This is a genomic window from Pseudomonas putida (assembly GCF_026625125.1).
Taxonomy (GTDB): Bacteria; Pseudomonadota; Gammaproteobacteria; order Pseudomonadales; family Pseudomonadaceae; genus Aquipseudomonas; species Aquipseudomonas putida_X.
In genome coordinates, this window is sequence record NZ_CP113097.1 from 235040 (window position 1) to 247809 (window position 12770).

At 61.9% G+C, this 12770-nt stretch carries 16 protein-coding genes; 9 read left to right on the forward strand and 7 right to left on the reverse strand.

The genetic code is table 11. The features are described from left to right. Positions 1-204 precede the first annotated feature (204 nt). Positions 205-2232 (forward strand): DUF4034 domain-containing protein, encoded by a 2028-nt coding sequence (locus tag OSW16_RS01125; RefSeq protein WP_267820108.1) that lies wholly within the window; start codon positions 205-207, stop codon positions 2230-2232. 16 nt (positions 2233-2248) lie between these two features. Here the strand turns inward: OSW16_RS01125 and OSW16_RS01130 are convergent, their stop codons facing one another. Further along, entirely contained in the window at positions 2249-2512 is a 264-nt protein-coding gene (locus OSW16_RS01130; RefSeq protein WP_241804976.1) for an accessory factor UbiK family protein, read from the reverse strand. Positions 2513-2877: 365 nt separating this feature from the next. Here OSW16_RS01130 and glnK point away from each other — a divergent pair, with 365 nt between their 5' ends. The 5 genes from glnK to OSW16_RS01155 all read left to right on the forward strand — a co-directional run bounded on the left by glnK (position 2878) and on the right by OSW16_RS01155 (position 6641). Further along, the gene (glnK, locus tag OSW16_RS01135; RefSeq protein WP_002555808.1) at positions 2878-3216 is read left to right on the forward strand and encodes a P-II family nitrogen regulator; all 339 of its coding nucleotides are present in this window, start codon (positions 2878-2880) and stop codon (positions 3214-3216) included. Positions 3217-3264: 48 nt separating this feature from the next. Further along, positions 3265-4599, forward strand: coding sequence for an ammonium transporter (locus tag OSW16_RS01140; RefSeq protein ID WP_241804977.1), 1335 nt, complete (start codon positions 3265-3267; stop codon positions 4597-4599). Between the two features lie 429 nt (positions 4600-5028). Further along, positions 5029-5358 (forward strand): transcriptional regulator SutA, encoded by a 330-nt coding sequence (gene sutA, locus OSW16_RS01145; protein WP_241804978.1) that lies wholly within the window; start codon positions 5029-5031, stop codon positions 5356-5358. Between the two features lie 150 nt (positions 5359-5508). After that, entirely contained in the window at positions 5509-6183 is a 675-nt protein-coding gene (locus tag OSW16_RS01150; protein WP_267820111.1) for a hypothetical protein, read from the forward strand. After that, entirely contained in the window at positions 6180-6641 is a 462-nt protein-coding gene (locus tag OSW16_RS01155) for a hypothetical protein (protein ID WP_267820113.1), read from the forward strand. Before OSW16_RS01150 ends, OSW16_RS01155 begins: the two co-directional genes overlap by 4 nt. 166 nt (positions 6642-6807) lie before the next feature. Here the strand turns inward: OSW16_RS01155 and OSW16_RS01160 are convergent, their stop codons facing one another. The 6 genes from OSW16_RS01160 to lptM are packed head-to-tail and all read right to left on the reverse strand — an operon-like array spanning position 6808 to position 11418. Continuing rightward, positions 6808-7503, reverse strand: coding sequence for an HAD family hydrolase (locus OSW16_RS01160; RefSeq protein ID WP_241804981.1), 696 nt, complete (start codon positions 7501-7503; stop codon positions 6808-6810). Then, on the reverse strand, positions 7500-8399 hold the full coding sequence (gene xerC, locus OSW16_RS01165; protein WP_241804982.1) for a tyrosine recombinase XerC: 900 nt from the start codon (positions 8397-8399) through the stop codon (positions 7500-7502). Before xerC ends, OSW16_RS01160 begins: the two co-directional genes overlap by 4 nt. After that, complete coding sequence (locus OSW16_RS01170) at positions 8399-9109, reverse strand: DUF484 family protein (protein ID WP_267820117.1); 711 nt, start codon at positions 9107-9109, stop codon at positions 8399-8401. Before OSW16_RS01170 ends, xerC begins: the two co-directional genes overlap by 1 nt. A 13-nt stretch (positions 9110-9122) precedes the next feature. Further along, complete coding sequence (gene dapF, locus OSW16_RS01175; RefSeq protein ID WP_267820119.1) at positions 9123-9953, reverse strand: diaminopimelate epimerase; 831 nt, start codon at positions 9951-9953, stop codon at positions 9123-9125. Positions 9954-9957: 4 nt separating this feature from the next. Continuing rightward, positions 9958-11205, reverse strand: coding sequence for a diaminopimelate decarboxylase (lysA, locus tag OSW16_RS01180; protein ID WP_267820121.1), 1248 nt, complete (start codon positions 11203-11205; stop codon positions 9958-9960). Positions 11206-11214: 9 nt separating this feature from the next. Then, positions 11215-11418: an LPS translocon maturation chaperone LptM gene (gene lptM / locus OSW16_RS01185; protein WP_012312193.1), complete on the reverse strand. Its 204-nt coding sequence runs from the start codon at positions 11416-11418 to the stop codon at positions 11215-11217. Positions 11419-11670: 252 nt separating this feature from the next. Between lptM and cyaY the strand changes: the two genes are divergently transcribed. The 3 genes from cyaY (at position 11671) to rnk (ending at position 12762) form a co-directional block, all read left to right on the forward strand. Beyond that, entirely contained in the window at positions 11671-12003 is a 333-nt protein-coding gene (gene cyaY / locus OSW16_RS01190; protein ID WP_012312194.1) for an iron donor protein CyaY, read from the forward strand. 1 nt (position 12004) lies between these two features. Beyond that, positions 12005-12217 carry a DUF1289 domain-containing protein gene (locus OSW16_RS01195; RefSeq protein WP_241804986.1) on the forward strand — a complete coding sequence of 71 codons (213 nt, stop codon included), beginning with the start codon at positions 12005-12007 and terminating at the stop codon, positions 12215-12217. Positions 12218-12351: 134 nt separating this feature from the next. Then, positions 12352-12762 carry a nucleoside diphosphate kinase regulator gene (gene rnk, locus OSW16_RS01200; protein WP_241804987.1) on the forward strand — a complete coding sequence of 137 codons (411 nt, stop codon included), beginning with the start codon at positions 12352-12354 and terminating at the stop codon, positions 12760-12762. Positions 12763-12770: the final 8 nt, after the last annotated feature.

Consider the following 12770-nt stretch of genomic DNA (forward strand, 5'->3'; position numbering starts at 1 on the left):
AGGGGGCCGCTTCCTGCGGCATTGCCAAGCATAGCGAGGCTCAGGAGGCCAGGAGCAAGAAGAGTGCATCCTCGTTTTTCACGTCAGCACAAAAATGGATCCAATAACTTTGCACCCGGCAAATCTATGGCTTAGTGTTTAAACGTTACTTTCCTGCCATCGGATGGCAATGCATCGCCTGCAAATGGACTTGAGGTACTGCCCGTGCAATCACTCACTCGCACCCGCCAGCAGATCCTGGAACGGGTCAAGGCCAATGAGTTCACTGAACTCAACCGTTTCTTCGATACCCTTCAGGCGCAGTGGCGGCAAGCGCGCCCTGGGGAGTGCCCGGCCTACCTTGAGGCCGTTCAGGGGCACATGCTGGTCGACTGGGATGTCGAAGGCAGCAAGGCCCTGACCCAGCGCCTCAACGCTTGGATCGAAGCCTGCCCCAAGGCCTATCACCCCCAGGTGGCCATGGGCTTTCACTGTTTCAATCGTGCTTGCCATATTCGCGGTACGGCTCCCGCCCATGAGGTGTCTGCAGCGCGCTGGCTGGCCGCCGAGCAAGCCTGCGAAATGGCTGCGGCGCACTTTCTGAGGGCCATCGAGCGATGCGCGCAGCCTGTAGCGGCGGCGATCGGTATGTTGCAGATCAGTGCGCACTTTCGTGAGCCAGGCTGGCTGGTGGAGCTGTTTCATGGCCGGCCGGCGCGCTTTCGGCCCAGTGCCCATGCCGATGTCGAAGTGCAGGAGGCCGCTGCACCGCTGCTGGTCAAATATGCACTGGCACCGCTGGTCGAGCTGCCGCAAGTGTTGCCTTCGTGCCTGAGTCTGCGCCCGCTCGCCGAGCAGGGGTCTGCCCGGGACTACTGGCTGCGGCATGCCTTGAACGGGTTCCCTGGCTGTTTCGAGGCGGTCGAGGCCTATGCCAGCTACCTGACACCCCGTTGGGGCGGTAGCTATGAGGCCATCGATGCCGTGGCCAGCGGCCCTTTGTGTCGGGACTGGCCTGAAACCTTGCGCAATGCGATCCGCTGGCTGGCGCTTGAGGATCAGTTCCGGCTGCCGCCTGCCGATCAGGCCCAGCAGGTCGCGGCATGGCAGCGCGTCTTCGAGCGGTGGATGCAACGCGAGCTCAGGCCAAAGGAACGCGCCACGCTCATGGCGTGGCGAGGGGCCTTTCGCCGCTATTCGCTGCAAGATTACCCCGGTGCGATGTGCGACTTCGTCGCCTCTGTCGCGCTATACCCCGACCAGGGCTTCGTACCGGCCATTGGCGAGCCGTTCTACAGCGTTGTCTGCCTGGTCGTGAGCCATGGTGTGCCAGACGATGCGCAGAGCCTGCGTATCGCCATCGAGCGGTTAAGCGAAAACCGCAGGCAAGCGGCGGCCTGTGCGCTGCGCTCGGTTGGGCACCAGTTCGGCGTGTGGGGTTTCAGGCAGTGCGTCGAGCAGGCGCGTACCTGGCTGCACGCTGCGGTGAAACGCCAGTGCGGGCGCGAGGGGCTGGGCTTTGATGTACTCGAGGTGGCGCGCCTGCTTTGGGCCGCCAATTACCACGAGGCCGCGTATTTTCTCTACAGGCAGTGTGCCGAGTGCAAGCTGCCCGATGCCGCCGCCGCGCTTTATGCGCTGCATTGCGGTCGGCTCGAGAGTACGCCGGAACACTACATCGATACTGGGGCTGCTGCGCATTGGCTGCTGTGTGCCGCGCAGTCAGGCAGCCAGGTAGCCAAGTACGAACTGGCCTGCCAGCGCATGCGTGATGAACAGCGTTTGAGCGAGCGTAGCGCGATGCTGGCGGTCAGGCGCTTGCTGCTCGATTGCCTGGGCAACGAAGCGCTCGATGCCCATGCCCGCTTGCAAGTGGCCATGCTGCAGCGCCAGTTCGGCGACCCTCGGGAACGTGCGGAGGCGGTCGCCTATTTGCTGGATCTGGTGCACTACCCCGATTGCGCGATAGCCGGGCGAGCCAGCGCGGAGCTTGGCCTGGCCTGGATGCACGGGCATGGTACGCGCAAGCCGAGCCGCTTTGCGGCCATCGAGTGGGCCAGCCGTGCTGTCGCGCTGCACCCGGGGGATGCGGCCATCGAGGGCATTCAGGCGCAGATTCGCAACGCGCACAACCTGTTCAGGACGCTGTTCACGGTGTGCGGCGCAACGCTGTTTCGAGGGGACCTGCACGCCAGTGAGCTGCCGCCCAAGCCAAGCAGCCCGGCGCCCGGCCGGGTGCGGGCTCCCGCGTGAGGGCAGGGCGCGGAGCTTACTCCTGTGACGCAGGTGCCATGCGCGCTTCCAGCTCGGCGACCTGTTTCTCCAGGGCCTCCAGGCGCGCACGGGTGCGGGCCAATACGACCATCTGGCTGTCGAATTCTTCGCGGCTGACCAGGTCCAGCTTGCTGAAGGCTCCTTGCATCAGCACCTTGAACTGGCTTTCCAGTTCAGCGCGGGGCTGGGCGGTGTCGCCGCTGAACAGGCGCGAGGCCTGGTCGCTGAGGGCATCGAGAAGGGCTTTGGGCGCGAGCATGATCGGCTGTCCACTGCAGATGGGTAATGGCCGGCAGTGTAACACGGGGCCGGTTTGCCGCTCTGTTGCACATTTTTCGAGCAGCCCCGTGCACTGCTGCGCACCAAAGTTGTGCATCTTTTCAATGCTGGCGACTGGCCAATCCTGAATCTTTCACTCAACTGCTTGTTTTTCAGCGCTTTAACAGAACTGGCAAGGTTTCTGCAAAGACCTGTACGAGCCATGCACTGATGCAGTTCCTTGTGACCAGGCAGTGCGCACGCGGAGCCGGATGCCGACGACGCGTTACAAAGCCAACCGCTGCGCTTAGACTTGAGACGGGTTTGTTTTCCTGGGGCAAGTCCACCAAATCGGGAGAGAGTTTCATGAAGCTAGTCACAGCCATCATCAAGCCGTTCAAGCTGGACGACGTGCGCGAGTCACTGTCGGAAATCGGCGTGCAGGGCATCACCGTCACCGAAGTCAAAGGCTTCGGTCGGCAGAAGGGTCACACCGAGCTGTATCGCGGTGCGGAATACGTGGTCGACTTCCTGCCCAAGGTGAAGATCGACGTCGCCATCGACGACAAGGACCTCGATCGCGTGATCGAAGCCATCACCAAGGCTGCCAACACCGGCAAGATCGGTGACGGCAAGATCTTCGTGGTGAATCTGGAGCAGGCAATCCGCATCCGTACCGGCGAAACCGATACCGACGCGATCTAAGCGCCCAAAAAAAGCCTCACCAAACCCAACGCCCCAGGAGAAAACAACATGACTCTGCGTAAGATCGCAGGGCTAGGAGCCCTATTGTCCCTCGTAATGCCGGGCATCGCCCTGGCAGAGGAGGCTGCCGCCCCTGTACTGAACTCCGGTGACACCGCCTGGATGCTGACTGCCACGGCGCTGGTGCTGTTCATGACCATCCCGGGCCTGGCCCTGTTCTACGGCGGCATGGTGCGTTCGAAGAACGTACTCTCGGTGATGATGCAATGCTTCGCCATCACCGGCCTGATGAGCATCCTCTGGGTCGTTTACGGTTACAGCATGGCCTTCGATACCACGGGTATGGAAAAGGGCGTGCTCAACTTCAATTCCTTCGTCGGCGGCTTCTCCAAGGCGTTCCTCAGCGGCGTAACGCCGGACGGGCTGACGTCGGCTGCGGCACTGTTCCCTGAAGCGGTCTTCATTACCTTCCAGATGACCTTCGCCATCATCACCCCGGCGCTGATCGTGGGTGCCTTCGCCGAACGCATGAAATTCTCGGCGATGCTGGTGTTCATGGGCATCTGGTTCACCCTGGTCTACGCACCGATCGCGCATATGGTCTGGAGCGGTGATGGCGCGCTGATGTGGGACTGGGGCGTGCTCGACTTCGCTGGCGGCACCGTGGTGCACATCAACGCAGGTATCGCTGGCCTGGTCTGCTGCCTGGTACTGGGCAAGCGCAAAGGCTACCCGACCACCCCGATGGCCCCGCACAACCTGGGCTACACCCTGATGGGCGCAGCCATGCTGTGGATCGGTTGGTTCGGCTTCAACGCCGGCTCCGCCGCGGCCGCCAACGGTACTGCCGGCATGGCCATGCTGGTGACCCAGATCGCTACCGCTGCTGCAGCGCTGGGCTGGATGTTCGCCGAGTGGATCGGCCACGGCAAACCGAGCGCCCTGGGCATCGCCTCTGGTGTGGTCGCCGGCCTGGTTGCCATCACCCCGGCTGCCGGCACCGTGGGCCCGATGGGCGCCCTGGTGATTGGCCTGGTGTCTGGCGTGCTCTGCTACTTCTGCGCTACCAGCCTCAAGCGCAAGCTGGGTTATGACGACTCCCTGGATGCCTTCGGCGTGCATGGCATCGGCGGCATCATCGGCGCCATCCTCACCGGTGTGTTCGCGGCACCGGCCCTGGGCGGCTTCGGCGCGGTCACCGACATCGGTGCGCAGGTCTGGATCCAGGCCAAGGGCGTGATTTTCACCGTGGTCTACACCGCCATCGTCACCTACGTGATCCTCAAGGTGCTGGACGTAGTGATGGGCCTGCGGGTCAACGAAGAAGAAGAGTCGGTCGGCCTCGACCTGGCTCAACACAACGAACGTGGTTACAACCTGTAACTGCGACGCTGGAAAAACTTGCCCGGCTTGCCGGGCATTTTTTTGCCTGTTTTTCGCCATTTTCCGCAGAGCAAACGGTTTATCAGTCACGTTCGCGACGTAGGCAAAAAACTTACAACACGCAGGGCGTTCATGGAGCTTTGCTTTTTCTCCGGGCGCGCTAGAATGCGCGCCGAGAGGTGTTGCACGAGTTGTCCGCACGCTTCTTCAGCCTTTGCTAGGCTTGCCAATAGCGTGTGGCCAGCAAGGGCTGCAAGGTTTTGTCGGGTCCTGCCAGGAGCAGGGCCTGCTGGGCGGGGCGTCCCATCAGGAGTGCCGTCTCAAGGGCAGTGGCCAACCCACGGCCAGTTGAATTTTCACTGGTGGCTGCCGGTCTACGGCTGCACTGGTCTATAACTAACCTGCTTTTCGCAAGTCATGAGGTAGAACATGAGCGACGACGATCTGGAAAATGATGACCTCGAAGTAGGCGACGAAGACGAGGCTGATGATGGCCTCGAAGCTGCGGCTGACGATGTTGCCGAGGACGCTGGCGATGACGACAGCAGCCCGGCACCGGTCGCCAAGGGTAAATCCAAGGCGGCTGTTTCGGTAGACGAGATGCCGAGCATGGAAGCCAAGCAAAAGGAGCGTGATGCCCTGGCCAAGGCGATGGAAGAATTCCTTTCGCGCGGTGGCAAGGTGCAGGAAGTCGAGGCCAACGTAGTCGCCGACCCGCCCAAGAAGCCGGACAACAAGTACGGCAGCCGCCCTATCTGAGTGGCTGAATACAAAAGAGCCCGCCGTCGCTGCGGGCTTTTTTGTGCCTGACGAAAATTGCAGTTATTTCTTACACAAAAAGTAGGTGTTTTAAGCTAGGCCATTTTGTCGCTTCCAGGCAAGCATTGCTCACTGATTCTGGAGGTGTTTATGGACAAACTGGTTCGTCGTTGCAAGCTACGCAAGGAAGACTTTTCTAGAGTAGAGGACCCTTTTTTTGCTAAGGGAAACGTAGAGCGTGCTCTTAAAGGGAACAGTCGCCTTGACGGTAAGGATGAGTTTCTCAGGAGTTGCGGCATCACCCTTCAGCGAGACCTTTCCGCCAAAGATATCGAGGTAGCAGTCGAAGAAATCAGAAGCGGCAGGTGGCTATTTTTGACCAACGAACCATTCAAGCCCATGAGGATAGATGGTTACCAAGGTGCAACTCAGTGCTTTCCTCTGCCAGGGCCGTTCAAGCAGCAGGCCGATGATGAGAGAGGGCCTGGTAAGTGGCGCACGATCGACATCGATTATGACGGGTTGAAAAATACATTCGCGATGCTGCAAAACCGCCTAGGCTCGCTGGGTGACGAGGGTCGTCTCTTCGGCTCGGAAGGCAAGGATTATGACAACACCACCCGTGTCGTAACCCAGCAATGGGTTCCCCTCGATGGTAATGATGATCATCTGGCATCACGATCTGTTATTCGTCGCTATGGGGAATTGCGAGCTATAACGCAGCGGTATTCTGAAGGAGATGATAAGTGGCAGGTCAGTGGAAAATCTTGGCACTGGCAGCCAGTTCTTCCTTTTGAAACCTACGAACACCGAGAAAAAAAATGATGCCCGGAGGACGAAAAGAAGAGCGTTGGGTATTGCAATTGTGGGGCATTCTGGATGCCCTTTCTTTGCTGCTCTACATCGTAGCCAGCGTGCGGCGTAGCCATCTACCTTTCTTTACTGACTTGCAGAGCATGTTGAGCTTATGGCGAGAGCAAGGTCTGCTAACCGTTATGCTCATTTTGATGAATCTGGTTCTGCACGTTTCGATCATTCTCAGCACTGTGCTTCTCCTCAGTGGCAGAAAGTCTGGTGTGTATTTAGGGCTCGCGCAGATACCCTTTAGGCTGCTTTTCGCTGCACCTTCGCTCTCGATATTGTTGATCTGGGCTAGCTTCGTACCCGATTACGATCCGTGGCTGATGCTTGGTTTCATAGGGCTTTCAGAGCTGATCAAGGGCGGCACCTCCTGGTGGTGGCTGCATCGCCAACGATCGCATCACCGGTTAGCCAGCAATTGAACAGTCTTTGTTGTGCCTGTGAGATTTGTATGGCCTGTGCCGGCCTCTTTGCGGCGGTTCGGCGCCCCGACACGCCCGCTCCCACAGGAACCGCACAATGCCTAAGGGCGGTGGTATTACTGTGGGAGCGGGCTTGCCCCGCGAATGGGGCGCGAAGCGGCCCCTGTCAGCGCCAGCGCGCGAGCACGTCGGGCAGCTGGGACAAGCGCTGGATCTCGGCATCCGGCGCCCGCTCGCCCGCCCAGGCCTTACCCTGCGGGTTGAACCAGACGGCGCGCAAACCGGCACGCTGGGCCCCGGCGATGTCGTCGCCTGGGTGATCACCAATATGCACCGCCGCACTGGCTTCAGCCTCGCCACGCTTGAGTGCTTCCATGAACGGCGCCGGGTCTGGCTTGCCGATGCCCAGGTCCTCTGCACACAGGGCAAAGCGGAAGTAATCCGCCAGCCCCAGACGGCTTACATCGGCGTTGCCGTTGGTGACCACGCCCAAGGTGTAGTGATGGCGCAGAATCTCCAGCACCGGCTGCACTTCAGGGAATACTTCGACCTGATGGCGTGCATGCAGGAACACTTCAAAGCCCTCGTTGGCCAGTTCTTGTGCCTGCTTCTCGCTGTAGCCGACTTCTTCCAGGGCGTGGAACAGCACACGCCGGCGCAGGGTACTGATGCGGTGCTTGAGGCCTGGCTCGGCCTGTACCAGGCGTTCGCGAATGGCGAACAGGTGTTCCACCGGCACGCCGCCAAGTATCGGGGCGTTGGCCTGCAGCCAGTCGCGCAGCACGATTTCCGCGCTGGCAATCACTGGCGCGGTATCCCACAGGGTGTCGTCAAGGTCGAACGTGATCAGCTTGATGCTCATGAGTCTGTGCCTTTGCTGCGTTTGGCCCGTGGGTGGGCGCTGTCGTACACCGCGGCCAGGTGCTGGAAGTCCAGGTGGGTGTAGATCTGTGTGGTGCTGATGTCGGCATGGCCGAGCATTTCCTGCACCGCCCGCAGGTCCTGGGACGATTCCAGCACATGGCTGGCGAATGAATGGCGAAGCATGTGCGGGTGCAGGTGCTGGCCCAGTTCGCGCTCACCGGCTGCCTTGACCCGCATCTGGATAGCCCGTGGCCCGAGGCGGTTGCCTTGGCGGCTGATGAACACGGCGCCGTCACGCGGGCCGCCGATACCGCGCAGTCGCAACCATTGCTGCATGGCCTCGCGCGCCTTGCGGCCCACAGGCAGCACGCGCGCCTTGCCACCCTTGCCGAGCACTTGTACCAGGCCGGCGGCAAGGTCCAGGTGTTCGAGGTCGAGGTTGGTCAGCTCGGACAGGCGCAGGCCAGAGGAATAGAACAGTTCGAGGATCGCCTGGTCGCGGCGGGCGATGAAGTCGTCGTCCACGCCGCCGTCGAGCAGTTGCAGGGCGCGGTCGGTGTCCAGCACCTTGGGCAGCCGGCGCTCGCCTTTGGGCGCGCTCAGGCCGCTGGCAGGGTCGTGCTGGCAAAGGCCTTCACGGTTCAGGTAGCGATACAGCCCGCGTACCGCCGACAGCAGCCGCGCCAGGCTGCGCGAGGACTGCCCATGATGATGCTGGCGGGCGATCAGTTGGCGCAGTTGCTGGATCTGTAATGCGCCCCAGCCAGCGATGCCTTGGGTGTTGCAGTATTCGATGACCTTCTGGAGGTCGCGACGGTAGGCCAGCAGCGTGTGTTCGGACACTTGGCGCTCGTTGCGCAGGTGAGCGCAATAAGCCTCCAGCTGGCGTTCCATCAGCGCACCGGGCGCAGGGGCTGGGTCACCCGTGGGACCACGCGGGCGAGCACTTCGGCGATGTAGCCAAGGAACAGGGTGCCGACGCTGCTTTTGTAGTGTTGCGGGTCGCGGCTGCCGATCGCCAGCACGCCGTGCAACCCTTGGTACTCCAGGGCAGCGACGGCGCTGGAGCCCACTTCCTGGTGCTGCTGCTCACCGAACAGGAACACCAGTTCGTGCTCACGCAGGTTGCCACTGACTGTCTTGCCACCGCCCAGCAGGCCGCCGATGGCCTGTTGGGCCTCGGCATTGCTGGCCCAACGGCCGACCGGCGCTGCATGGTCACCGAACAGGATCAGGCTGACGAACGGTACCTGGAACTCCTGGCGCAGGCTGTCTTCGACCGCCATGACCACTTCTTCCAGGCTGCCGGCATCGAGCAGGTCAAGGATCAGCCGGCGCGTCTTGTCGAACAACCGGTCGTTGTCCCTGGCCACGTCCATCAGTTGCGACAGGCGATGGCGCATCTCGATGTTGCGATCGCGCAGCAGTTTGAGCTGGCGCTCCACCAGCGACACGCTGTCGCCACGCTGGTGAGGGATACGCTGCTCGACCAACAGTTCATCGTGTTCGGCGAAGAAGGTCGGGTGGGCGCGCAGGTAGGCGACCACCGCTTCGGCATCGAGCTCACTGGACTGCTGGGGTACAACCTTGGGCTGATCGGTCATGGCAGTTACTCGCTTAGAGACGAACCTGTCCTTCGTAGACACGTACGGCTGGGCCAGTCATCAACACGGACGTGCCGGGGCCGGCCCACTCGATGTGCAGGCGCCCACCAGGCAGGTCCAGGGTCACCGGAGAGTCCATCCAGCCCTGGCTGATGGCTGCCACGGCGGCTGCACAAGCACCGGTGCCGCAGGCCTGGGTCTCGCCGGCACCACGTTCCCATACCCGCAGGTTGGCGCGGTGGCGGTCCATGACCTGAAGGAAACCGGCGTTCACCCGCTGCGCAAAGCGTGGGTGGTTTTCGATTTTCGGGCCCAGGTCATGGACCGGCGCAGTATGTACGTCATCGACGCGCAGCACGGCATGCGGGTTACCCATGGACAAGGCAGCGATAGCGTGCACTTCGCCGTCCACCTCCAGCGGGTAACTGAGCGCCTGCTCATCAGCGTCGAATGGGATTTCGGCAGGATTGAAGCGCGGCGGCCCCATGTCGACACACACCTGGCCGTCGTTCTGCACGTCCAGTTCGATGATGCCGCCCTTGGTTTCCACACGGATACGCTTTTTCGCGGTCAAGCGTTTATCCAGCACGAAGCGTGCGAAGCAGCGTGCGCCGTTGCCGCATTGCTCCACTTCCGAACCGTCGGCATTGAAGATCCGGTAGCGGAAATCCACTTCCGGATTGTTCGGAGCCTCGACGATCAGCAGCTGGTCGAAGCCGATCCCGGTGTGGCGGTCGCCCCATTGCTTGGCGTGCTTGGGCTGGATGTGCGCGTGTTGGCTGACCAGGTCCAGGACCATGAAGTCATTGCCCAGCCCATGCATCTTGGTAAAACGCAGAAGCATGGGGTCACTCCGGCAGCAGGCTTTCGCCAGCGTACAGTTCGGCAATGGTCTCGCGACGGCGGACTTCGAAAGCCTGATCGCCGTCGACCAGGATTTCCGCACAACGGCCACGGGTGTTGTAGTTCGAGCTCATGACGAAACCATAGGCGCCCGCGGACTGCACAGCCAGCAGGTCACCTTCGGCCAGGTTCAGCTGGCGGTCCTTGGCGAGGAAATCGCCGGTTTCGCAGATTGGCCCGACCAGGTCGTAGGCACGGCCTTCGCCTTCGCGTGGGATGACCGCGCTGACGCCCATCCAGGCCTGGTAGAGGGCCGGACGGATCAGGTCGTTCATCGCCGCATCGATGATGGCGAAGTCTTTGTGTTCGGTGTGCTTGAGGTATTCAACGCGGGTCAGCAGGGCACCGGCGTTGGCCACGATGTAGCGGCCAGGCTCGAACACCAGGGCCAGGTCACGATCACCGACGCGCTCGCGGATGGCCTTGATGTAATCGGCTACCAGCGGCGGCTCTTCGTCGCGATAGCGCACGCCAACACCGCCGCCCAGGTCCAGGTGGCGCAGGTGGATGCCGCAGTCGGCCAGGCGGTCGACCAGGTCCAGCAGGCGGTCGAGGGCGTCGAGGAATGGGTCTACGCTGGTCAGCTGCGAGCCGATGTGGCAGTCGACACCGACCACTTCCAGGTTTGGCAGCTGCGCGGCACGCACATAGATGGCTTCGGCGTCGGCGATGGCGATGCCGAACTTGTTCTCTTTGAGGCCGGTGGAGATGTACGGGTGGGTACCGGCATCGACGTCCGGGTTGACCCGCAGCGAGACCGGGGCCACCTTGCCCATCTCGGCGGCTACCACCTGCAGGCGCTCCAGTTCGTCGGTGGATTCGACGTTGAAGCAATGCACGCCGACTTCCAGGGCCCGGCGCATGTCTTCGCGGGTTTTGCCGACGCCGGAGAACACCACGCGGTCAGCCCGCCCACCGGCGGCCAGTACCCGCTCCAGTTCACCGCCGGACACGATGTCGAAGCCTGCGCCCATGCGGGCCAGCACGTTCAGCACGCCAAGGTTGGAGTTAGCCTTGACCGCGAAGCACACCAGGTGCTCGACACCTTGCAGGGCATCGGTATAGCTGCGGTACTGGGCCTCGATGTGGGCGCGCGAGTACACGTAGGTGGGGGTGCCGAAGCGTTCGGCGATGGCCGACAGGGCCACGCCCTCCGCGAACAGTTCACCGTCGCGGTAATTGAAAGCGTTCATCTGATTTCCTTACTGCTCTGGCGTTTGCTCGGGCTCGATTGGCTGTTCATCCTGTGGCTGGACAGGCTGAGCGTGCTGGTGCTGATGCGACTTCTGGCTGCCCTTGCCGTCCTTGCCGTCTTCTGGCAGGTAGAGGGGGCCTTTCTGACCGCAGGCCGAAACGAGGCAGGCAACCGCGACCAGCGCCGCGAGCGAGGAAATCAGGCGCTTCATGGGTGAAATCCTTTGAAATATGCAGTATTGCGCCCGAGTATACCGAGCGACTGCCGGATTGCCTATGCAAGAGCCGGTCCGCCGGGCGGGCAGAAATTGGCCACCAGCGGCGAGCGGCAAGCGGCAAGAAAAAACGTTCAGGTGTAGGCTGAGCTTTTTCCTGCCGCTTGAAGCTCCCCGCTTGCGGCTGGCGCCAAGCGCCCGTATCGTGCCCGGCCTGCCTGTAACGCAGCCAATTTCGAGGTTCCTGCAATGAGTTTGAGCGAAGCGCGTTTCCATGATCTGGTCGACGCCACCCAACAGGCCCTGGAAGACCTGTTCGACGAGAGCGGCCTTGACCTGGACATGGAGAATTCCGCCGGCGTCCTCACCATCAAGTTCGACAATGGCAGCCAGCTGATCTTCAGCCGCCAGGAGCCGCTGCGTCAGCTTTGGCTGGCCGACCGCTCCGGGGGCTTCCACTTCGACTACGACGAAGAGAGCGGCAAGTGGGTCTGCGAGAAGAGCGAAGAGCTGCTGGGCGAGATGCTCGAGCGGATTGTCTGGGAGCGGGCCGGCGAAAAGCTGGACTTCGACGAGATCTGAAATGAGCGCCCAGGCGCGGCCGGCCAAGCCGCTTTACAGTAACGTCAGCCCAGCGGTGCCGTCGCCGTGCATCAGCGTGTGCCGGCTGAATGAACAGCGCGTTTGCACCGGTTGCCATCGCCATGTCGAGCACATTCGCGAGTGGCGCTCGGCCGATGACGAACGGCGCCGGCAGATTTGCCGCGAAGCCGAGGCCTTGCGCACGCAGGGTTGAGTATTTGCCCGGCTGTGGTAGTGTCGGGTTATGCGTCGGTGACGCCAAAGCACTCATCAAACCCCGCCCTCTGGGCGGGGTTTTGCTTTATCTGCCCTTAGAAAACCACCTGTTCAATGGAGTCTGACTGGATCATGAGCACCAAGCCCTCCCTCATCCTTACCCGATTGGACGTGCAGCGTCTCGAGCGCCTGATCGACAGCCTCGACGAAAGCACCCCAGGTGTGCTCGCCCTGCAGGAGGAGCTGGACCGCGCCGAGCAGGTGGTCGGTCACGAGGACGTGCCGGCCGGCGTGGTGACCATGAACTCGCGCGTGCACTGCCGTGAAGAGGCCAGTGGCAAGGACTACCACCTGACCCTGGTGTACCCGAAGGATGCCGGCGGCGAAGGCAAGGTCTCGGTCCTGGCGCCGATCGGATGCGCGCTGCTTGGCTTGTCGGTGGGTGAACAGATCGATTGGCCGGCGCCGGGCGGCAAGACCCTCAAGCTCAAGCTGCTGGAGGTGGAATACCAGCCGGAAGCGGCAGGCGATTTCGACCTCTGATCCCCCAT